This is a genomic window from Arthrobacter sp. ISL-69, assembly GCF_018613775.1.
Lineage (GTDB): Bacteria > Actinomycetota > Actinomycetes > Actinomycetales > Micrococcaceae > Arthrobacter.
In genome coordinates this window covers 53,073-74,185 of the sequence record NZ_JAGGPO010000034.1, presented here as the reverse complement: position 1 = coordinate 74,185, position 21,113 = coordinate 53,073, and the positions used below count along the sequence as shown (strand labels likewise).

Genomic DNA, 21,113 nt, shown 5'->3' with positions numbered 1-21,113 from the left:
CCACCCGCCAGCAGAGACAACACACGAAAATCAGCAGGAGAAACCACATGGCATCGACGCCAAGCATTGTCATTATCGGAGCTGGAATCGTCGGCACAAACCTGGCCGATGAACTGGTCAGCCGGGGTTGGAACAACATCACCGTCCTGGACCAGGGTCCGCTGAACATGCCCGGGGGCTCCACGTCCCACGCCCCCGGTCTCGTCTTCCAAACGAACCCTTCAAAGACCATGGCTACCTTCGCCAAGTACACCGTTGAGAAGTTCTTGTCCCTGACCGAGGACGGCGTCAGTTGCTTCGACCAGGTCGGTGGCCTCGAAGTCGCCACCACCGAGACCCGCCTGGCGGATCTGAAGCGGAAGCTCGGATACGCCGCCGCGTGGGGAATCGAAGGCAAGATCCTTTCCCGCACTGAGTGCAAGGAGCTCTACCCGCTCCTGAACGAGGAAGACATCCTGGGAGGGCTCCACGTCCCCAGCGACGGCCTGGCACGTGCCGCCCGCGCCGTCCAGCTGCTGATCAAGCGCACGGAAGCCGCAGGCGTCAAGTACCTGGGCAACACTACGGTCACGGGCATTGAGCAGTCCGGCCGCCGCGTCACCGGTGTCGAGACCTCCGAAGGCGTCATCCCCGCCGACATCGTGGTCTCCTGCGCAGGCTTCTGGGGCGCCAAGATCGGCGAAATGATCGGGATGTCCGTCCCCCTTCTCCCCCTGGCCCACCAGTACGTCAAAACCACTCCGGTGCCGGCACAGAAGGGACGCAACGAACTTCCCAACGGGGCTTCCTTGCCGATTCTGCGGCACCAGGACCAGGATCTCTACTACCGCGAACACGGCGACCGCTACGGCATCGGCTCCTACGCGCACCGTCCCATGCCCGTGGACCTTGCGGACCTTGACTCCTACGACGCCAACAGCATCAGCGAGCACAACATGCCCTCCCGCCTCGACTTCACCCTGGAGGACTTCCTCCCGGCGTGGGAGGCCACCAAGCAGCTGCTTCCAGCGCTGCGGGAAAGCGACATCGAGGACGGCTTCAACGGCATCTTCTCCTTTACTCCCGACGGCGGGCCCCTGGTGGGCGAGTCCAAGGAGCTCGATGGCTTCTTCGTCGCCGAAGCCGTTTGGGTAACCCACTCGGCCGGCATCGCCCGGGCTGTTGCCGAACTCCTGACCACCGGAAAATCCCAGACCGACCTTGGTGAATGCGATATCCACCGTTTCGAAGAAGTCCAGCTGACCCCGGAGTATGTCAGCGAAACTTCCCAGCAGAACTTCGTAGAAATCTATGATGTCCTGCACCCCCTGCAGCCCAAGCTCTCCCCCCGCAACCTTCGCGTCACCCCTTTTCACGCCCGCCACAAGGCACTGGGCGGATTCTTCTTGGAGGGAGGCGGATGGGAACGCCCATACTGGTTCGAAGCCAACGCAGAATTGCTGAAGGAGATGCCGGCTGAGTGGCAGCCCCCGGCCCGTGATGCCTGGTCCGCGATGTTCAGCTCGCCCATTGCAGCCGCTGAAGCTTGGAAGACCCGCACCGCGGTGGCCATGTACGACATGACTCCGCTCAAGCGCCTCGAGATTTCCGGCCCGGGAGCACTGAAGCTGCTGCAGGAGCTCACCACAGCGGAGATGGACAAGAAGCCCGGGGCAGTCACCTACACCCTCCTGCTGGACCACGCCGGTGGCATCCGAAGCGACATTACCGTCGCCCGGCTGAGCGAGGACACCTTCCAACTCGGTGCGAACGGAAACATCGACACCGCCTACTTTGAGCGGGCCGCACGCCACCAGACGGAAAGCGGAACCGCCAGCGACTGGGTCCAGGTGCGCGACACGACTGGCGGCACCTGCTGCATCGGTTTGTGGGGGCCCCTCGCCCGGGACCTGATCAGCACCGTCAGCAGCGACGACTTCTCCAACGACGGTCTCCGCTACTTCCGGTCCAAGAAAGTTGTCATCGGCGGCGTCAGCGTGACCGCGATGCGCTTGTCCTACGTCGGCGAGCTGGGCTGGGAGCTGTACACGAGTGCAGACAACGGCCAACGCCTCTGGGATGCCCTGTGGAAGGCCGGTCAGCCTCACGGCGTCATCGCCGCGGGCCGGGCTGCCTTCAGCTCGCTGCGTCTTGAAAAGGGTTACCGCTCGTGGGGCACCGACATGACCACCGAGCACGACCCGCTGGAAGCGGGACTCGGTTTCGCCGTGAAGATGACCAAGGAAAACTTCGTCGGCAAGGCAGCACTGGAAGGCCGGACCGAGGAAAACTCCGCCCGCCGCCTTCGCTGCCTGACGGTCGACGACGGCCGCAGCATCGTGCTGGGCAAGGAACCTGTCTTCTACAAGGACCAGGCAGTTGGCTACGTCACGAGCGCCGCTTATGGCTATACCGTGGCCAAGCCAATTGCCTACGCGTACCTGCCCGCCACCGTCTCCGTGGGTGACGCGGTTGAAATCGAGTACTTTGGCCGGCGCATCCAGGCCACGGTCACGGCCGATCCACTGTACGACCCCACGATGACCCGGCTCCGCGGCTAACAGCCGCCGGGCCATTCAAAGGCACGCGGCCCGGACTCATTTCCTCGCAACCAGAGTCCGGGCCGCTGCTTTTCCATGGCCCGTCCCATGCCCCAGGCCAGTCGAGTAGAGCTTCAGCCCAGGAAGACACATGATCAGTTCAGAAACAATAAACGACTACCTCGCCAGGCTTGCCTCGCGCGCACCCACCCCAGGCGGCGGCGCAGCCGCGGCACTCCACGCCGCCCAGGGGGCGGCACTTGTCGCCATGGTGGCCAGGTACACCACCGGCACGAAATACCAACAGCACGCCGAACTCGTCACCAGGATCATCAGCAGCGCCGACGGACTGGTGGCCCAGGCCCTGCGCCTCGCGGACGCCGACCAGCACGCGTTCCAAGGCGTCATTGATGCCTACAAGCTCCCCGCCGGTACCGACTACCTCAAGGCCGAACGGACATCATCCATCCAGGACGCGCTCGTCCAGGCTGCGGAAACACCGGCACAACTGATCCTCCTTGCCCGCGCCATCGTGGATCTTGCCACGGAACTGTTCGAGGTGGCCAATGTCAACGTGATCAGTGACGTCGCCGCCGCCGTCGACGCAGCCCGGGCAGCCGCCACCACTGCACGGGTAAACATCGACATCAATGTGGTGGCCATCAAGGACACCGAGGCACGTTCCCGGCTGGCTGAGCAGACGGACGGCCTTGAGGAAAAGGCCGTCCTGGCAGCCGACTCGCTCGTGAAGCGCGTGCGCGAAAGGATTCTCGGTTGAGTACCACACTCCTCTCTGGACGAAACCTGGCAAAGCTCATTCAGAAGAATGCCCACGATGAAGCCCGGAACCTCGAAACTGAAGGCCTGCGCCCCACCCTTGCAGTGGTTGTGGCCACCGACGACGGCTCCACGCTCTGGTATGTGCGGTCCATCGAACGGGCTGCAGAAAGCGCAGGCATCAGTTGCCGGATCGTGGACCTGGGCCACGACGCGACAGGACAGGTGCTCGCCTCAGTCCTGAAGGACCTCAGCGACGAGCCATCCGTCAACGGCATCATCCTGCAGACGCCATTGCCTCCCGGCGTTGACGCAGATGCGCTGGTTGGGCACATCGCCCCCGAGAAGGACATCGACGGCGCGAACCCTCTGAGCCTTGGCCGGCTGGCTGTGGGCCAGCCCTCGTTCGCCCCTGCCACTGCACGGGCGGTCACCGAGATCCTGGACCACTTCGACATCCCTGTGGCAGGCCGGAACGTCGTCGTGATTGGACGCTCAGCCGTCGTCGGAAAACCGCTGTCCCTGCTGCTGCTGGAACGCGACGCCACCGTCACCGTCTGCCACTCCAGGTCAGGGGCGCTGGAGAAATACACCAAGACGGCCGACGTCGTGGTGGTCGCCGCCGGGCGTACCGGCCTGCTGAACGGCGGCCATATTTCCTCCGGGGCTGTTGTGATCGACGTCGGCACCAACGTCCTTTCCGACGGGTCCCTCGTGGGGGATGTGGACGAAGCCAGCGTCCGGGGCATCGCCGGGGCGCTGACACCCGTTCCGGGTGGCGTCGGCTCAGTCACCACGTCCCTGCTTCTCCTGCACACCACCGAGGCCGCGCGGGAACAGTCACGTGCCTTGGTCCGGGGAACAACCGTGTGACCCACGGCAGGCACCCCTGCTTCGCTTAGGCCCAGTTGTTGTCTTCGCTCCCGTGCAGATCCACGCGATCTGCACGGGAGCGAAGGCCGTGTCCTGCCAATGGGCTACAGGACGGCCCTGATGAGGTTCTCAAAGTCCGTCACATGCTTGGTGGTCAGCCGCGCAGCAGCTTCGGAATCCCCTTCCGCGATGCACTCGAGCAGCTCAATGTGCTGGGCAATATGCTCGGATACCGGAGGAAGTTTTTCCAGCACAAGGCTCCAGATCCGCGTCGCCAGGTTGTCGTACCGGATCAGGACATCCTCAAGATGCCGGCTCCCTGCCGCCCGGTAGATCATCCGGTGTACCCGCATGTCCAGGCGCATCAGGTCCCGCTGGGAGTGCATTACCGGCAGGAGCTGCCCGACTTCCCTGGCAAATTCCTTGATCTCTTGCCGGAGCTGCGGCGATGCCATCCGGGCAGCCCGTGCTGCGGCCGCAGGCTCCAAAAGCTGCCGGATTTCGGAGATTTCAGCCAGATCCGTGATATCAACCCCTGCGGCGAATGTTCCCCGGCGGGGATATGCCACCACCAGATGGTCGCTCTCAAGGCGCTTCATGGCCTCCCGGATGGGTGTCCTCCCCACTCCGAGCCGCCTGGAAATCACTTCGTCATTCAATGGTTCGCCAGGCTTGATGTCCAAAACGATCAGTTCATCGCAGAGCACCCTGTAGGCGAAGTCGGCGAAGGACTCGTCCTCCTGCCTCGTTGGCAGGAAGGGCCCCCCAACTTCCGACGGTAGTTCTCCACCGCTTGTCATTTCCAAGTCTCCTCCCGATCCACGGCTGAGCCTTGACGCGAAGGCCTCCTGTACATAGTATTCCTAGAACTGATATATCAATATCCCATCAAAAAAATGTCACCCTCCGGTGCATGCTCGTTGGAGAATGCGCTCCGGCAGGCAGTGTTGCGGTGATGCCACGAACGGAGAGCAATGAGCACAGAGGCTGTTGCAAGGATACGGCTGGAAGTGGTTCCGTCTGCCGATCTGCTCACGCAACTCCCAGCAGCCTTTGACACCACGGGATCCGTCAGCGTGACGTGCCTCCCGCACCACGGGCCTGGACGGACCGTGGAGGCGTCCGTAAACCTGGCGGGCTTGGGTTACCACACCGTTCCCCATCTCGCAGCCCGCAGCATCACGGGTGAGGCAGAACTCCATTCGCTGCTGCTGCAGCTGCAGGAGGCCGGTGTCTCGGAACTGTTTCTCGTTGCCGGTGACCGGCGCAAGCCCGCAGGTCCCTACGCCTGCAGCGGACAACTCCTTAAGGCGGTCAATGCGTATTCAACCGACTTCTCCATAGGCATCGCCGGTTACCCGGAAGGCCACCCGCAGCTCAGCGAGGAACAACTCAGCAGCAGCCTCGAGATCAAAGCGCCACTGGCGTCCTCCATGGTCACACAGATGTGCTTTTCCGCCGAGGCGATCAGCCGGTACGTCCGGACAATCGGCAAAGGCGGCATAGAGCTACCCGTGTGGGTTGGAGTCCCCGGCACGGTGTCCATCAGGAAACTGGTCTCCCTGGGAGCACGCCTCGGGGTCGGCCGCTCCCTCAAGCTCGCCCGCGGGACCGGGATGGCGGGAGCCCTCTGGCGACGGGACGACTTCCTGAGCTACGACAGCGGACGCCTGATCCGCGAGGTCCACCAGGAGTTGGCGGGCGATCCCCTCTTTGCCGGGTTCCATGTCTACACCTTCAACGACCTCGGCCGCGTGCCTGGCCTCATGGATGATCTGCGGACACTGCAGCCAACCACCACGCTGGCCCCAGGCAGCACCTCCATTCCACTATTTCCTGCCAAGATCTGAAGGGAAGATCACATGGCTTCAAAAGCCCCCAAGCAGAATATCGACGAGTCAAAACTGACCCTAACGAAGCCCAAAACAACTGCCGTCGGCCTTCCGGCTGTAGCGAACGCGCTGAAAATTTCCCTTGAGCAGATGGGCCCGCTGCGCAGCATCCAGACACTCATGGCTGTCAACCAGGTTGACGGCTTTGACTGCATGGGCTGCGCCTGGCCCGAACACGAAAAGCGCAATGCTGCGGAATTCTGCGAGAACGGCGCCAAGGCAGTGGCCGAAGAAGCCACGCTCCGCCGCGTCACGCCTGAATTCTTCGCGCAACACTCCATTGCGGATCTGAAGACGCGCGACGACTACTGGCTGGGCCAGCAGGGCCGGCTGACGCATCCGATGCTCCTCGACGAAGGCGCAACCCACTACAAGCCCATCGAATGGGACGACGCTTATGAGCTGATCGCCCAGGAGATCAGGGACATGGAGCACCCCGACCAGTCAGTGTTCTACACGTCCGGGCGGACATCGAACGAGGCGGCCTTCGCCTACCAGCTCCTCGTTCGCGGCATCGGGACGAACAACTTGCCCGACTGCTCCAACATGTGCCACGAATCGTCCGGCTCTGCCCTGGTCGAAACGATCGGCATCGGCAAAGGCTCCGTTAGCCTCACGGACCTGGAGACGGCTTCGCTGATCTTCGTGGCGGGTCAAAATCCCGGCACCAACCACCCGCGCATGCTCAGCGCGCTGGAGAAGGCGAAGAAGAACGGCGCTGTCATCATCTCCGTGAATCCGCTTCCCGAAGCCGGGCTCCTGCGGTTCGAAAATCCGCAGAACATTTCCGGCATGGTGGTGGGCACACAACTGACCGACGACTTCCTCCAAATCCGCGCCGGCGGCGATCAGGCCCTCTTCCAGGGGCTTGGCAAATACCTTCTCGAAGCCGAAGCCCAGGGGCGCAAAACGCCCGGCCTCCCCACCGTGCTGGACCATGAGTTCATCAAGGACCACACCGTTGGCATCGACGAATACCTGCGGTACCTCGAAAAGGCGGAATGGGACGACATCGTCGAAGCGACCGGACTGACACTGGAACAGATCAAGTCCACAGGCGAGCGCCTCCTGGCGTCGAGCGCCACCATCGTCTGCTGGGCCATGGGCCTGACCCAGCACAAGCACTCGGTTCCGACCCTCCGCGACGTGGTCAACGTACTGCTTCTCCAAGGCAACATCGGCAAGCCCGGCGCCGGCGTCTGCCCCGTCCGCGGCCACTCCAACGTCCAGGGCGACCGGACCATGGGCATTTTCGAGAAGATGCCGGAGAGCTTCCACGACCGGCTTGACCACGAGTTCCAGTTCCACTCCCCCCGGGCGCATGGCTTCGACACCGTGGCCGCCATCCGCGCCATGCGGGACGGCAAGGTCCGCGTATTCATCGGCATGGGCGGCAACTTCGTGCGGGCAGCCCCGGATTCCGAGGTCACGGAACAGGCCCTGGCCAACACACGCCTGTCGGTACAAATCTCCACGAAACTGAACCATTCCCACGTATCGACGGGTCGACGTGCGTTGATTCTTCCGACGCTGGGACGCACCGAGAAGGACACCCAGCGCACCGGCGACCAGAGGGTGACCGTGGAGGACTCCATGAGTGCGGTCCACGCCTCCCGCGGACGTCTGAAGCCCGCAAGTGAGCACCTGCACTCCGAGGTGGCCATTGTATGCAGCATCGCCCGCAAGATCTTCACCGGCAGCGAGAACCTCCCACTGCCCAATACGCCCAAAGCCGACTGGCTCGCCATGAAGGACGACTACTCCATCATCCGGAAACACATCGAAGCGGTCCTCAGCGGCTTCGAGAACTTCGAGGAGCGGATCCAGAACCCTGGAGGGTTCGTCCTTCCCCACCCGCCCCGGGACGCCAGGAAGTTCGATACCGCTTCGGGCAAGGCCCACTTCACAGGCAACGAACTGGAATTCATCAGGGTCCCCGCGGGACGGCTCGTCCTCCAAACCCTGCGTTCCCATGACCAGTACAACACCACCATCTACGGCAAGGATGATCGCTACCGCGGCATCCACGGCGGGCGCCGCGTAGTCCTGATCAACGCCGACGACATTACTGAGCTGGGGTTCACGGACGGGGACATGGTCCATCTCATCTCCGAATTCCAGGGGACCGAACGACGGGCCGAAAACTTCCGCATCGTTTCATACTCGACGCCCAAGGGTTGTGCGGCGGCCTACTACCCGGAAACCAACGTCCTCGTGCCACTTGACTCCGTAGCCGACACCAGCGGCACGCCGACCTCCAAGTCCGTTATCGTGCGGCTTGAGCGGGCCGAAGCGTGAGCTCCGTCCTGACGACGGAAGCGACCATCACCCAGGGTGTTGACGGGCCCAGGGTGGAACGGGCTGTCCGCGAATACCTCCTGGCCATCGGGGAGGACCCCGAAAGGCCGGGACTGGCTGACACCCCGGCCCGTGTAGCCCGCGCCGCCGCGGAAATGTTCGGCGGGCTCCATGAGGATCCCGTGGCAGTCCTGGACAAGACCTTCGACCTCGGCCACGGTGAAATGGTCATCGTTAAGGACATCCCGTTCTATTCCACCTGCGAACATCACCTGGTGCCGTTCCATGGCGTGGCGCACGTGGGCTACATCCCCTCCGCTGAGGGACTCGTGACCGGCCTCAGCAAGCTTGCCAGGCTGGTGGACGTCTTTGCGCGAAGGCCGCAGGTCCAGGAGAGGCTCACCACCCAGGTGGTGGAGGCGTTGGTCACATCGCTGCGGCCACTGGGCGCCATTGTAGTGATCGAGTGTGAGCACCTGTGCATGTCAATGCGGGGCATCCGCAAGCCCGGGGCAAAGACCATCACGTCTGCAGTCCGCGGTGAACTGCGCCTGCCGGCCGCCCGGGCCGAGGCGCTGAGCCTCATCCACGGCCGCTAAAAAATCTCTGGACATGCCCGCGCGGCAGCCATTCGTCAGCGGACACAATTACCCACGCCGCCGCGCCGGTCACAGCCTTCCTGGTCGGATACGCAGCTGGCTTGCGGGGATTGGATGCCTTCGACTCTCTCGCCAGCACTGCCGGCGTCGCGTCCACCTTGTGCGACAGCCACAATAGACGCCATCACACAGGGGAATGACAGGGCGTCGCCCTTGGATGGGTGCTGCCTACCGTCTCTGCTTCTCTACTACTGCGGGGTAGAGAGTCTGTAAGGCTTGCTCGGCGTCCCGCAATAGAAGTCAAATACCGCGAACTCTCTCCGAGCTAAAGGAGGTGGATAAAAGCCACCCCCTGGGACCCGGACTGCGGGATCGCCATGATAATCAGGCCCTTGGAGCCGTAATGGCTGAACTGGTCCGGCAGGGACGCCCAAACGGACCACGTTGGCCAACTCAGCCAGGGCAAACAGGGCCAGGCGGCCGCAATGGCGCTCGGCCCGTTCCTCCAGAGCCTCCGCAATCGCCACGGTCAGCGCGGTAGTCGGGGCGGCAGAGCCGGCGCCTTCCTTGGCGCGATGTAGATCGTTTCCCGGGAAGAGGCGAAGGCTTTGGGATTAAACTGCCGGCGAGAATCTGTGACGACGGTTGTCCCGGTCTCCGGTGCGGCCCAGCGCAGGGTGTTGCGGCTTTTGAGGCATTGGACCATCTTTTCGGCAGTGCCGAAAATACCGTGCCGCTGTTTGTCGGAGAGCTTCAGCGTCGACTCCAGGCCGCCGCTGCAAGCCCCTAGCTGTTCGAAGGTGACTCTCTAACTGCCAGACTCTGAAACTCTGTCGAAGAGACGCCGATAGCTGCGCTTACGTCCAACTAAGTGGACGAAAGGTCCATTGTCGGCACTAAAAGATTGACCGGGAGAGGCTCCGAGGAACCAATCCTGGGCGGCCCATCGGGGCGGGCGTACTGTCAACACGAAGGTTCTCAGTGCGTCAGGCAACCGGAAGTGCCCTTGCCGATGGGGCTCTCCGCGCACACCCGTTCATGGTCAAATGGGAGGGTTGCACCGGCTGCCCGAGTCCGACCACGGCCTCGGCCATATGGAAGGAAGCACATGACCGATCCACAGGAAAACCCCCCGGTCCCCACCCCCGGAAGCGCCCAGGGCCGCGACAGCAATGTTGAGGGTGGATGCCCGGTGGCCCACGGCAGCGTGACCTCGCACGGCAGTGAGAGTGAGAACCCGGCTATCGATTCGCCGCAGCCCAAGGCGCACCGGCCGCGGACCGTCGCGGACTGGTGGCCGAACCAGCTGGACCTCAGCGTTCTCCACACCCACAACCAGGCGGGCAACCCGCTCGGGCCCTCGTTCAGCTACCGTGACGAGTTCCAGAAGCTTAACGTCGAGGCGCTCAAGCAGGACATCATCCAGGTGCTGACCACCTCCCAGGACTGGTGGCCTGCGGACTTCGGCCATTACGGCGGCCTGATGATCCGGTTGAGCTGGCATGCAGCCGGCACCTACCGGGTCCATGATGGCCGCGGTGGTGCGGGAGACGGCAGCCAGCGGTTCGCGCCGCTGAACAGCTGGCCGGACAACGCCAACCTCGACAAAGCCCGGCGGCTGCTGTGGCCGGTCAAGCAGAAGTACGGCCAGAAGCTCTCCTGGGCCGACCTGATTGTTCTGGCAGGCAACGTGGCCCTCGAGTCCATGGGCTTCAAAACCTTCGGCTTCGCTTTCGGCCGCGAGGACGTGTGGGAGCCCGAGGAAATTTTCTGGGGCCCGGAGGACACCTGGCTGGGCGACGAACGCTACATCGGGGAAGGCCAGATGGCGCAGGAGGTCGGCTCCACCGAGATGGGGCTGATCTACGTCAACCCCGAGGGACCCATGGGCAACCCGGACCCGCTGGCGGCTGCGGCGTTCATCCGCGAGACCTTCAAGCGCATGGCGATGAACGACGGAGAGACCTTCGCGCTGATCGCCGGCGGCCATACCTTCGGCAAGACCCACGGCTCCGGTGACGCCGACGCGCACGTGGGCCCTGAGCCTGAGGCAGCCGACTTCGAGGCGCAGGGCCTGGGCTGGCTCAGCACCTACGGGACCGGCAAGGGCCCGGACACCATCACGTCCGGCCTCGAGGTCACCTGGACGGACCAGCCCATCCAGTGGAGCAACCGCTTCCTGGAGATCCTGTTCGAGTACGAGTGGGAGCTGGTCAAGAGCCCCGCCGGCGCCCACCAGTGGGTCGCCAAGGATGCCCCGGAGATCATCCCGGACGCGCACGACCCGGAGAAAATGCACCGGCCGACCATGCTGACGACGGACCTGTCGCTGCGCGTCGACCCCATCTACGAGGAAATAGGGCGGCGGTTTCTGGAGAACCCGGACGAGTTTGCGCTCGCGTTCGCCAAGGCCTGGTACAAGCTGCTGCACCGTGACATGGGCCCGGTAGGCCCGCACATGCTCGGACCGTGGGTTCCGGAGGCCCAGCTCTGGCAGGACCCCGTGCCGGCAGTAGACCACGAGCTGATCGACGAGCAGGACACCGCATCATTGAAGGCCACGCTCCTGGACTCCGGCCTGTCCGTCTCGCAGCTCGCGGGCACCGCGTGGGCCGCTGCGTCCACCTACCGCAAGACCGACAAGCGCGGCGGGGCCAACGGTGCGCGCATCCGGCTGGAACCGCAGCGCGGCTGGGAGGTCAACGAGCCCGAGCAACTTTCCGTTGTTCTGCAGGCGATTGAGACGGTCCAGCAGCAGTTCAACTCCGCCCAGAACGGAGGCAAGAAGGTCTCACTGGCAGACCTGATCGTCCTCGGCGGCTGCGCGGCGGTGGAGAAGGCAGCGCAGGATGCCGGCATCGCCGTAACGGTGCCATTCCGGCCCGGGCGCGCCGACGCATCCCAGGACCAGACCGACGTCGAGTCCTTCCAATACCTGCAGCCGCGGGCAGACGGGTTCCGCAACTACGTACGCCCCGGCGGGAAGCTCCAGCCGGAGACCCTCCTGCTCGACAAGGCGTACCTGCTGGACCTCTCCGCGCCGGAGATGACAGCGCTCGTCGGCGGTATGCGTGCCCTCGGCACCAACATCGGCGGCTCCGGCCACGGCATCCTCACCGACAGGCCCCAAGTCCTGACCAACGATTTCTTCGTCAACCTGCTCTCTCCGGGCACCCGGTGGAAGGCGTCGGAGTCGGAGGAGGACGTCTACGAGATCAGCGACGTCACCACCGGCGAGCTGAAGTGGACCGCCACACCGGTGGACCTGGTCTTCGGCTCCAACTCCCAGCTCCGGGCGCTGGCCGAGGTGTACGCGAGTGACGATGCCGGGGAGAAGTTTGTCAACGACTTCGTGGCGGCCTGGGTCAAGGTCATGGAGCTCGACCGCTTCGACCTGGACTGACCGATGCCTCCAATCCGGCCGCAGATGCAAGCATGTGAACTGCTGCCCGTGTCCTACGACGCGGAAAGTTGCCTACAGTCTAGATGAGGCCGCTGCCCGAGTCGGATGCAGTACTAAGCTCCTGCGGCGCCAAATCGCAAACAGCTATCTGGTAGCGCGCTACGTCAATTCGAAACTACTCATCGCCCATGAAGAATTGGTCGCGTGGCTCAATAGCCTGCCGACAGAGGCCCAGTCGCAGTGGGGACCCGTATCTCAACGACGAAACGCCCCGCCCTCCGTAGGTGGAGGGCGGGGCGTTGGTGTTTGGCTTATGCGGGTACGCGGCCAGGGCGTCTGGATCTGGGTAAGAGCTTCGCTCATTCGTCGCCAGGCTGTCCCAGAGCGCTCCAATTCTTGGCGGCCCAGCTCAGTGAGTGTGAAGTGCTTGCGGCCCGGACCGGCCTGGTCGTGTTGCCATGTGTGCTCGACGAGGCCCTGGTCGTCGAGTCGATTCAGGAGCGGGTACAGCGTCCCGCCTTTGATGCGGGTGAAGCCGTGCGGCTGAAGGAGCGCGGTCACGCGATTTCAGAGATCGTCCTCGGGTCGGGCGGCGAGGATCCGATTGGCTCTGGCCTGCAGGATGCCGAGCGACTCCTGGATCAGGGGCGATGCGATGCTGCCCCTGCGCACCGCAGCGACAATACGGCGCGAGGGCTTCCCCTTGCCAGTAATGCGCAGTCGAACCACATTTTCGGCACTGCGCAGGGGCGCCAGTCGCGGCAGCAGGCCCACGCCCAGCCCCGCACCAACGAAGGCGATCTGGGTTTCCCATTCAACGGCCTCATGGGCAATCCGCGGTGTCACCCCCACTGCCGTGAACGCCGCAGTGAATAGGGAATGGTAGGTGGAACCGGCGGCCTCGGTGATCCAGGGTTCCGACGCCAGCTCTTCGAGCGTCACCGTTTCCCGCGATGCCAACGGATGGTCGGCAGGAATGATCACGTCCAGGGGATCATCAAGCAGAACGGTCTGCTCGAAGCGCGGATCGTCCTCAACATAGGTGTCGGACTGCATGGCGACGATGACAGCGAGGTCGATTCGCTCTGCAACCAACAAGTCGAAACAGCGGGCCGGGTTGGCCTCGAGTACCTGCACCTCCAGCAGGGGGCGTGTTGAGCGCAGGGTGGCGGCCAGCGGCGCGAGCAACTGGGCGGCCGCCGTCGAGAATCCACCGAGGCCAAAACGGGACTGCACCTGGTCGCCGGCCTCCATGGCCGCGGCGCGCAGGCTCTCCCATTCCGCAATGAGGGTGTCTGAGCCGGACACGAGAAATCGCCCCGTGGCGGTGAGGCGCACACCCCGGCCGTCCTTCGTCAGCAGCTGCATTCCAAGCACGCGCTGGAGCTCGCGCAATTGCGCGGAGACCGCGGAGGGGGAATAACCTGTGAGCTCCGCGGTTGCGCCAATGGTGCCGCACCGGGCAAACACCCGAAGTGTGATGAGCCTCGCATCGATCATGCATCTATTGTGCACGGTTATCTTCCAAATCTTGCGCTTTTGTTGCGGTTCAATCATCCCTAATCTCATGAGTACAAGGTTTTTCGACAACGCCGCTCGCACCCACGCAGCCGTGGTCCCGACGAAACACACACTTACCCACGCCTCCCGGGAGGAAACACATGTCTGCTCCAGTCTTGCCCCTCAACTCACGCGGAAAACTCGCTTCTTCCTTGCCTGCAGAGCAGCTGGCGGAAATCAGCGGGTTGTTCGAGTTCCGGCGCAAGGGATATTCCCTCGATGCCCCCTTCTACACCGATCCCACGATTTTCAAAATCGACATGGAAGCCATTTTTGGCCAGCACTGGATCTTTGCCGCCAGCATCGCCGAACTGCCGGAGCCGGGCGACTACGTCACCGTCGATTACGGGCCCTACTCCCTGATCGTGCTGCGCAACGACGACGGCGGCGTGAACGTCCTGCACAACGTATGCCGCCACCGCGGCGCCCGTGTCCTGACCGAACCCGCGGGGTCAACAGGAAACCTGGTCTGCGGCTACCACTCTTGGACATACTCCCCCGACGGCAATCTGATCCACGCCTCGGCACCGGGGGAAACGAAGTTCGACAAGGGCTGCTTCGGCCTCAAGCGTGCCCACAGCCGCGTGGTCGCCGGACTCATCTTCGTCTGCATTGCGGACGAACCGCCGGCGGATTTCGACGAAACCGCTAAGATCTTCGAGCCTTACCTCGCACCCCACGATCTGTCGAAGACGAAAATCGCCTACCAGCAGAACATTATCGAGGAGGGCAACTGGAAGCTCGTCATGGAGAACAACCGCGAGTGCTACCACTGCGACGGCCACCCGGAGCTCGCCTGTTCCCTCTTTCCCACCTGGGGCCTGACGGAGGGCCTGATCCCGGCCCACCTCGAGGAAGTGTGGGACCGCAACAAGGAGGCACAGTCCTCGCTCGAGGAGCGTTGCCGCCGCTATGGCCTTCCCTATGAGGTGGTGGAGGAGCTTGATACGCGCATAGCGGGTATCCGCATCTCACGGGAATCGCTCGATGGTGACGGCGAATCGTTCTCGCCCGATGGCCACCGGCTCTCCAAGAAGCTGCTCGGCGACTTGCGGGACTTCCGCCTCGGCCGCTGCTCGATGCACCTGCAGCCCAACAGCTGGTTCCACTTCCAGAGTGACCACGTCATCACGTTCGGCGTCTTCCCCGTCAACGAGCACCAGACCCTGGTACGCACCACCTGGCTGGTAGCTGACGACGCCGTGGAAGGCGTCGACTACGACCTGGACAAACTCACCTACACCTGGAAGCAGACCAACCTCCAGGACAAGGCGTTCGTGGAGCTGTGCCAGACGGGCGCCGGCAGCCCCGCCTACGAGCCCGGCCCGTACATGAAGAGCGAATACCAGGTGGAGGCGTTCATCAACTGGTACGTGCAGCGCGTGCAGGAGCACTTGGCATGATCGAAGTCCTCACTGAGACGGCAGTCCAGGAGCCACAGCGCATTCGCGGTCTTGAGATGCCGTGGAACAGGGTGATGGGCAGCACCGAGGGACCCGCCGGTGCCGCCCGTGCCTTGGGTCCCTGGCATCCGCAGGAGTTCATGGCCGAATGTGTCGAGGTTGTTCCCGAGGTGGGCGGCATGATGACCTTCGTGTTCCGTCGCTCCGACGGTGCGCCCCTGGCGTTCCGTGCCGGCCAGTACGTGAACGTTGCCTTCCCCGTGAACGGCGAGGACCAGGATCCGGTGGACCGCAGCTACTCGCTGTCCAGTTCGCCCACCAAACCGTGGACCTTCGACATCACAGTCAAATGCGATCCCACGGGACTGGTCTCGCCGTGGGTGCACGAGAACGTCAAACCCGGCACCGTCCTCGAGATGCTCGGACCGGTCGGGGCATTCCACCTGCCCGACGCCGACCGGCGGGCAAGGTACCTCTTGCTGGCCGCCGGCGCAGGCATCACCCCCATCATGTCGATGGTGCGGACTATTCACTCCCTGCCCGGACAGGCCGATGTGGTGGTGCTTTACCACGGAGCGGAGGCCGGAGGCTTTGCCTTCCACAAGGAGCTGGCCTACATCGCATCCGTGGACTCGCGCGTCAAGGTCTTCTACTCCTTGGGCGACCGCAGCATACCCGAGGGGTGGGAAGGGCTCACCGGAAGGCTGACGGCAGCCATGCTCGACGAGGTGGCCCCCGATGCCAACGGCCGTCAGGTCTATGCCTGCGGCCCCGAGGGTTACCTGAACACCACCACGGAGCTCCTGGGGAAGGTGGGTGTCGACGACACCTCCATCTACATGGAATTCTTCTCGGGAGACCGCCAGACGATCCTTGAATACCAGGCGGAGCTCGCGTTTGCAGTGGACATTGCGGAGGAAATCGCCGAGGAAATCGCCGATTCCGCCGAGGACTACTACGAAAGCCAGCCCGCCGCGTTCGGGCTCTACGAGCCCGGCTACGACGCCGAGGGAACCCTGAAGGCCACGGGGCTGCCGCTGGAAACCGTCGACCCGGAAGCGCCCAGTCCTGAAGCCCCCGACGGCAGTCCGGAGGTGGGGCCGGAGGCAGGGACCCCCGATGCCTCGAGCTTCGACACGGTCGGAACGGGAAGCCTCACCCTGGCCTTCATGCGCACCGGCATCAATGTGCGCATCGACCCCGCCGAACATATCCTCGGGGTGGCCCAGCGTGCGGGCGTCAGGATCGGTGCGAACTGCAAGGAAGGCATGTGCGGCTCCTGCAAGGTCGTCAAGCTTTCCGGGGAGGTGGAGATGAACCACCAGGGCGGGATCCGGGCACGGGAAATCGATGCAGGCAAGTTCCTGCCCTGCTGCTCCACCGCACGGACCGATTTGGTGATCGATGCCTAGCCGCTTCCAGCTGCTCTAGGCCGGACAGCATCTGCGATTGTTTTCACGGCAAGAATACAAGTGCGAGGATGCCACGCGTGGCGTTCCCTGCCCCCCAAACCCCCATCCATCGCCACAGTCAGCCTGAACGCCTTCGTTGCCGCGTAGCGGTATGCGCTGCAGGTATCAATTGACCCACTTGCTTCACGGAAACTGACAACAATTACCTCACAGACAGTCTGATGCGACCAACATCACCGTGAGGGTTCGATCGCCAACCCATAGGAGCCATTCAATGTCAGGTAACAAAGCCGTTGCATACAAGGCGCCGGGGATCGTGGAAATCATCGATACCCCGTTTCCCACCTTTGAACTGCAGGCCGGCCCCGGCGTCAATCCCGTCAACGTCGGCCGGAAGGTCCCGCACGGGGTCATCCTGCGCACCGTGAGCACCAACATCTGCGGCTCGGACCAGCACATGGTTCGTGGCCGCACGACCGCCCCGGCCGGTCTCGTCCTGGGGCACGAGATCACCGGGGAAGTCATCGAGACCGGGCCCGACGTTGAGTTCATCAAGGTCGGGGACATCGTCTCGGTCCCCTTCAACATCTCCTGCGGGCGCTGTCGGAACTGCAAGGAGGGCAAGACCGGAATCTGCCTGAACGTGAAACCCGGACCGTCCCGGGTCCGCCTACGGCTATGTCGACATGGGCGGATGGGTCGGCGGGCAGGCGGAGTTCGTCCTGGTCCCCTACGCGGACTGGAACCTGTTGCGGTTCCCTGATCGGGACCAGGCCCTGGAGAAGATCATGGACCTGACCATGCTCTCGGACATCCTCCCGACCGGTTTCCACGGGGCCGTCACGGCAGGTGTCGGCGTCGGGTCCACCGTCTATGTTGCCGGGGCCGGTCCCGTGGGGCTTGCCGCGGCGGCCAGCGCGCAACTGCTGGGGGCCGCGGTGGTCATCGTGGGGGATCTCAATGAGGATCGCTTAGCCCAGGCCCGATCCTTTGGCTGCGAAACCGTCAATGTGGCCAACGGCGACCCGGCTGACCAGATCGAGCAGCTCCTCGGCGTCCGGGAGGTCGATGCCGGTATCGACGCGGTCGGTTTCGAGGCCCGCGGACACGGACACGGTGCCGGGGCCCAGGAGGCGCCGGCCGCCGTGCTCAATTCGCTGATGGACCTCACCGCCGCCGGCGGGTCCCTGGGCATTCCCGGCCTTTATGTGACCGGGGATCCGGGTGCCGCGGACGAGGCGGCCCAGAAGGGCAGCCTGTCCCTGTCCCTGGGCACCGGCTGGGCGAAGTCCCTCTCCTTCGCGACCGGCCAGTGCCCGGTGATGAAGTACAACCGGCAGCTGATGATGGCGATCCTGCATGACAGGATCCAGATCGCCAAGGCGGTCAACGCCACGGCCATTTCGCTCCAGGATGCCCCGCGGGGGTACGCGGAATTCGATGCCGGGGCCGCCACGAAGTATGTCCTGAACCCGAACGGCTACCTCAGCAACTAGTCCGAGGAAATGTGTTGATCCCTGCGGAACGATCGGAGGCTTCCGGCCTTCACCTAAGCAAACCTGATCCCTGACCCCAAAGAGGTGCCCCATGCACAAGGCCCGCACGCTCAGTGAACTTGCTCCCAGGGCGGCGCTACGGCTCGATACTGCTCCGCCAATCGCCGTCTTCCATATTTAAGCCGGCGAGATCTTCGCCATCGATGACACGTGTACCCACCAGGATGTCTCGCTGGCCGGTGGCTATGTAGAGGACTGTTGGGTCATTGCCCGCTTCAGGCCTCCAGGTTCAACCTCCGCACCGGAGCCCCGGATGCACCCCCGGCCAAACTGCCGGTCCGGACGCACGAAGTGCAGATCGTCGACGGCAACATCATGGTCCTTGAATCGGAGGAGGCCCCCAACCTTCCCCCGGGCTCACCCCTCAAGCCCATGTCTTAACCGCAAGCCCATCATCCGCCGAGCAAAGGATTCGCTCATGGCTATAAGCAATGACTTAAAACCCTTAACCCCCGAGGAGTTGCCTGCCGACAACGCTTTGGCAGCAACTCCCCCCAACGAAAAGCCCGAAAGTACGCGAAACACCAAAACAGTCATTGGTGTCCCCTCGGGAGAAAACACCAACCCCGCTGTCCTCGATCCGGAGGACGGAGCCGCAGAGGGCCTGCCGGATTCTGAAGAGTACGAACAGATCCTGGAAGAGCTTCGAACTGCCAGGACCGAGCAGGCCGTTTCGGCACGCCGGAACCATCGGCTCATTCTCGACAAGGTCACGTTCGGGATCACAGGCGTCATCGCCATTGCCTTTGTGGTCTGGGGCTTTGTCGGCCGGGACAGCCTCGCCTCGTCCTCTACGGTTGCCCTGAACTGGGTCATGGAGTACACAGGATGGCTGTTCATGCTCCTGGCCTCGCTCTTCGTGGTCTTTGTCCTGTGGCTGGCCCTGGGCAAGTTCGGCAACATCCCGCTGGGCAAGGATGGCGAAAAACCCGAATTCCGTACCGTCTCCTGGGTGTCCATGATGTTTGCCGCCGGCATGGGCATCGGGCTGATGTTCTACGGCGTGGCCGAACCCCTCTACCACTACATCTCTCCCCCGCCCGGAACCGTGGACGGACGGACACCCGAAGCCATCCAGACCGCCATGGCCACCTCCATCTTCCACTGGACACTGCACCCCTGGGCCATGTACGCAGTGGTCGGCATCGCCATGGCCTACGGCACCTACCGCCTGGGCCGCAGGCAACTGATCTCTGTCGCCTTCACGTCGCTCTTCGGCGTCAGGAGGGTCGAAAGGCCAATCGGGAAGTTCATCAACATCCTGGCCATTTTCGCCACCTTGTTTGGTACCGCTGCATCGTTGGGCCTGGGCGCCCTGCAGATCGGCAGCGGCATGACCTCCAACGGCTGGTTCGGCGAAATCGGCACCCCCGTGCTCGTGGCGATCGTCGCGGTCCTGACCTTATGCTTCGTCGCTTCGGCCGTCTCCGGCATCAGCCGCGGCATCCAGTGGCTCTCCAACATCAACATGGTCCTGGCCGTCGTCCTCGCACTCATCGTCTTCATCGCCGGCCCCACCCTGTTCATCCTCAACCTGATCCCCTCCGCCGTCGGCGACTACGCCCGCGACCTGGCCGAAATGTCATCCCGGACCGAAGCGGTCGGCGATGAGGCCCTTCGGAGCTGGATGACCAGCTGGACCATCTTCTACTGGGCCTGGTGGATCTCCTGGACGCCCTTCGTAGGACTTTTCATCGCCCGCATCAGCCGCGGCCGCACCATCCGCCAGTTCGTCACCGGTGTGCTGCTGGTGCCCAGCGTCGTCAGCGTGATCTGGTTTGGTATCTTCGGCGGAGCCGCTTTCCATGTCCAGCAGGAAGCCGATAAGGCAGGCACGCCCGGGCTGGTAACAACGGTCGACGGCGTCCCGTCCGTCAACTTCGACGGTGCACTCTTCGACCTGGTCAAGAACCTTGGCATGCCCGGCTGGCTTACTGCTGGTGTCATCGTGCTGGCCATGGTCCTAGTGGCGATCTTCTTTGTCACCGGCGCCGATGCCGCGTCCATCGTGATGGGATCGCTCAGCTCCAACGGCGCCGAGCACCCCCGCCGCGGAGTGGTCATCTTCTGGGGCAGCCTCACCGGCGCCGTGGCGGCGGTCATGCTGCTGGCCGGCGGCGACGAACCCTCGGAAGCCTTGGCCGGCCTACAACGCATCACCATCGTCGCAGCGCTACCGTTCGTCGTCGTCATGCTCCTGCTCTGCTTTGCCCTCACCAAGGACCTGCGCCGCGATCCCCTGTCCCTGCGACGGCGCCTGGCCACATCCGTCGTCGAACGGGCCATACGCACCGGCGTGGAACAACACGGCGGCATTCAATTCGACCTCGTCACCAAGCATGACTGCGCTGATTCATGCCCGGACCCGGACTCCCACCAGGGCGGCACCCATACGGGCAGCATCCCCACCGTCAAGGCCCGGCAAGCGGACCGGGACAGTAAATAGACTCACCCTCAGTCGCAACCGCCCCGGTGGCACGCGGCTTCCTAGCCCGTGCCACCCGGGCACACCCACCTCCAACCCATAACAAAGGCTACCTACATGTCCCAGCACCACGACCAAGAACAGACTCTCCGGATCAGCAGCGAAGGGAAGGAGTCCGTGGATATCCAGATGCAGTCCTCAAGTCCAGTGACCGTTCGGCTACAGCTGGATGGGGGCTGCAACTGCCACCACGACAACGGAAACCGCCCCGGCTCGTATATTGACAGCGACCTTGGTCCCCGCTGACGGCGGCGGCACCGCCACGCTGCATCAGCCATAAAACCCACGACCGTTCAACTGGGCATCCCAGTACTGCGCCTTGCCAGGAACAACAAT

Annotated in this window: 14 protein-coding genes and 1 pseudogene; 12 read left to right on the top strand and 3 right to left on the bottom strand. The window is 63.6% G+C overall.

The window, feature by feature from the left end; genetic code table 11:
* The first annotated feature begins 47 nt into the window (after positions 1-47).
* The 3 genes from J7I79_RS20740 to J7I79_RS20730 all read left to right on the top strand — a co-directional run bounded on the left by J7I79_RS20740 (position 48) and on the right by J7I79_RS20730 (position 4,169).
* Positions 48-2,540, top strand: a complete 2,493-nt coding sequence (locus tag J7I79_RS20740; protein ID WP_214956530.1) for an FAD-dependent oxidoreductase — start codon at positions 48-50, stop codon at positions 2,538-2,540.
* A 130-nt stretch (positions 2,541-2,670) separates the two neighbouring features.
* The gene (locus tag J7I79_RS20735) at positions 2,671-3,297 is read left to right on the top strand and encodes a cyclodeaminase/cyclohydrolase family protein (protein WP_214956523.1); all 627 of its coding nucleotides are present in this window, start codon (positions 2,671-2,673) and stop codon (positions 3,295-3,297) included.
* Positions 3,294-4,169, top strand: coding sequence for a bifunctional 5,10-methylenetetrahydrofolate dehydrogenase/5,10-methenyltetrahydrofolate cyclohydrolase (locus J7I79_RS20730; protein WP_214956521.1), 876 nt, complete (start codon positions 3,294-3,296; stop codon positions 4,167-4,169). The genes J7I79_RS20735 and J7I79_RS20730 overlap by 4 nt, the downstream gene beginning before the upstream one ends.
* A 104-nt stretch (positions 4,170-4,273) precedes the next feature.
* Here the strand turns inward: J7I79_RS20730 and J7I79_RS20725 are convergent, their stop codons facing one another.
* On the bottom strand, positions 4,274-4,969 hold the full coding sequence (locus J7I79_RS20725) for a GntR family transcriptional regulator (RefSeq protein ID WP_214956519.1): 696 nt from the start codon (positions 4,967-4,969) through the stop codon (positions 4,274-4,276).
* A gap of 174 nt (positions 4,970-5,143) precedes the next feature.
* Here J7I79_RS20725 and J7I79_RS20720 point away from each other — a divergent pair, with 174 nt between their 5' ends.
* The 5 genes from J7I79_RS20720 (at position 5,144) to katG (ending at position 12,361) form a co-directional block, all read left to right on the top strand.
* Entirely contained in the window at positions 5,144-6,019 is an 876-nt protein-coding gene (locus J7I79_RS20720) for a methylenetetrahydrofolate reductase (RefSeq protein ID WP_214956517.1), read from the top strand.
* A gap of 12 nt (positions 6,020-6,031) precedes the next feature.
* The gene (locus tag J7I79_RS20715) at positions 6,032-8,359 is read left to right on the top strand and encodes an FdhF/YdeP family oxidoreductase (protein ID WP_214956514.1); all 2,328 of its coding nucleotides are present in this window, start codon (positions 6,032-6,034) and stop codon (positions 8,357-8,359) included.
* A complete protein-coding gene (folE, locus tag J7I79_RS20710) occupies positions 8,356-8,958 on the top strand; it encodes a GTP cyclohydrolase I FolE (RefSeq protein ID WP_214956507.1) in 603 nt (200 codons plus the stop codon). Before J7I79_RS20715 ends, folE begins: the two co-directional genes overlap by 4 nt.
* Before the next feature lie 47 nt (positions 8,959-9,005).
* Positions 9,006-9,158 (top strand): DUF6457 domain-containing protein, encoded by a 153-nt coding sequence (locus J7I79_RS24380; RefSeq protein WP_311380632.1) that lies wholly within the window; start codon positions 9,006-9,008, stop codon positions 9,156-9,158.
* A gap of 908 nt (positions 9,159-10,066) precedes the next feature.
* The gene (gene katG / locus J7I79_RS20705; RefSeq protein WP_214956505.1) at positions 10,067-12,361 is read left to right on the top strand and encodes a catalase/peroxidase HPI; all 2,295 of its coding nucleotides are present in this window, start codon (positions 10,067-10,069) and stop codon (positions 12,359-12,361) included.
* A gap of 255 nt (positions 12,362-12,616) precedes the next feature.
* Here katG and J7I79_RS25015 read toward each other — a convergent pair whose 3' ends face one another.
* Both J7I79_RS25015 and J7I79_RS20695 read right to left on the bottom strand, forming a co-directional pair.
* On the bottom strand, positions 12,617-12,922 hold the full coding sequence (locus J7I79_RS25015) for a PadR family transcriptional regulator (protein ID WP_214956496.1): 306 nt from the start codon (positions 12,920-12,922) through the stop codon (positions 12,617-12,619).
* A 6-nt stretch (positions 12,923-12,928) separates the two neighbouring features.
* Positions 12,929-13,861: a LysR family transcriptional regulator gene (locus J7I79_RS20695; RefSeq protein WP_214956568.1), complete on the bottom strand. Its 933-nt coding sequence runs from the start codon at positions 13,859-13,861 to the stop codon at positions 12,929-12,931.
* A 161-nt stretch (positions 13,862-14,022) separates the two neighbouring features.
* Here J7I79_RS20695 and J7I79_RS20690 point away from each other — a divergent pair, with 161 nt between their 5' ends.
* From J7I79_RS20690 to J7I79_RS20675, 4 genes and pseudogenes are all read left to right on the top strand, one after another.
* The gene (locus tag J7I79_RS20690) at positions 14,023-15,324 is read left to right on the top strand and encodes an SRPBCC family protein (protein WP_214956494.1); all 1,302 of its coding nucleotides are present in this window, start codon (positions 14,023-14,025) and stop codon (positions 15,322-15,324) included.
* The gene (locus J7I79_RS20685; protein ID WP_214956492.1) at positions 15,321-16,736 is read left to right on the top strand and encodes a ferredoxin reductase; all 1,416 of its coding nucleotides are present in this window, start codon (positions 15,321-15,323) and stop codon (positions 16,734-16,736) included. The genes J7I79_RS20690 and J7I79_RS20685 overlap by 4 nt, the downstream gene beginning before the upstream one ends.
* A gap of 274 nt (positions 16,737-17,010) precedes the next feature.
* A pseudogene (gene fdhA / locus J7I79_RS20680) lies at positions 17,011-18,232 on the top strand (formaldehyde dehydrogenase, glutathione-independent).
* Between the two features lie 478 nt (positions 18,233-18,710).
* Positions 18,711-20,738, top strand: coding sequence for a BCCT family transporter (locus tag J7I79_RS20675; RefSeq protein ID WP_251043091.1), 2,028 nt, complete (start codon positions 18,711-18,713; stop codon positions 20,736-20,738).
* Positions 20,739-21,113 lie beyond the last annotated feature (375 nt).

Excerpts from the sequence above, each read along its gene's own strand:
- J7I79_RS20740 (WP_214956530.1), top strand. The coding sequence starts at position 48 with ATGGCATCGACGCCAAGCATTGTCATTATCGGAGCTGGAATCGTCGGC.
- J7I79_RS20735 (WP_214956523.1), top strand. The coding sequence starts at position 2,671 with ATGATCAGTTCAGAAACAATAAACGACTACCTCGCCAGGCTTGCCTCG.
- J7I79_RS20725 (WP_214956519.1), bottom strand. The coding sequence starts at position 4,969 with ATGACAAGCGGTGGAGAACTACCGTCGGAAGTTGGGGGGCCCTTCCTG.
- J7I79_RS20720 (WP_214956517.1), top strand. The coding sequence starts at position 5,144 with ATGAGCACAGAGGCTGTTGCAAGGATACGGCTGGAAGTGGTTCCGTCT.
- J7I79_RS20715 (WP_214956514.1), top strand. The coding sequence starts at position 6,032 with ATGGCTTCAAAAGCCCCCAAGCAGAATATCGACGAGTCAAAACTGACC.
- katG (WP_214956505.1), top strand. The coding sequence starts at position 10,067 with ATGACCGATCCACAGGAAAACCCCCCGGTCCCCACCCCCGGAAGCGCC.
- J7I79_RS20695 (WP_214956568.1), bottom strand. The coding sequence starts at position 13,861 with ATGATCGATGCGAGGCTCATCACACTTCGGGTGTTTGCCCGGTGCGGC.
- J7I79_RS20690 (WP_214956494.1), top strand. The coding sequence starts at position 14,023 with ATGTCTGCTCCAGTCTTGCCCCTCAACTCACGCGGAAAACTCGCTTCT.
- J7I79_RS20685 (WP_214956492.1), top strand. The coding sequence starts at position 15,321 with ATGATCGAAGTCCTCACTGAGACGGCAGTCCAGGAGCCACAGCGCATT.
- J7I79_RS20675 (WP_251043091.1), top strand. The coding sequence starts at position 18,711 with ATGGCTATAAGCAATGACTTAAAACCCTTAACCCCCGAGGAGTTGCCT.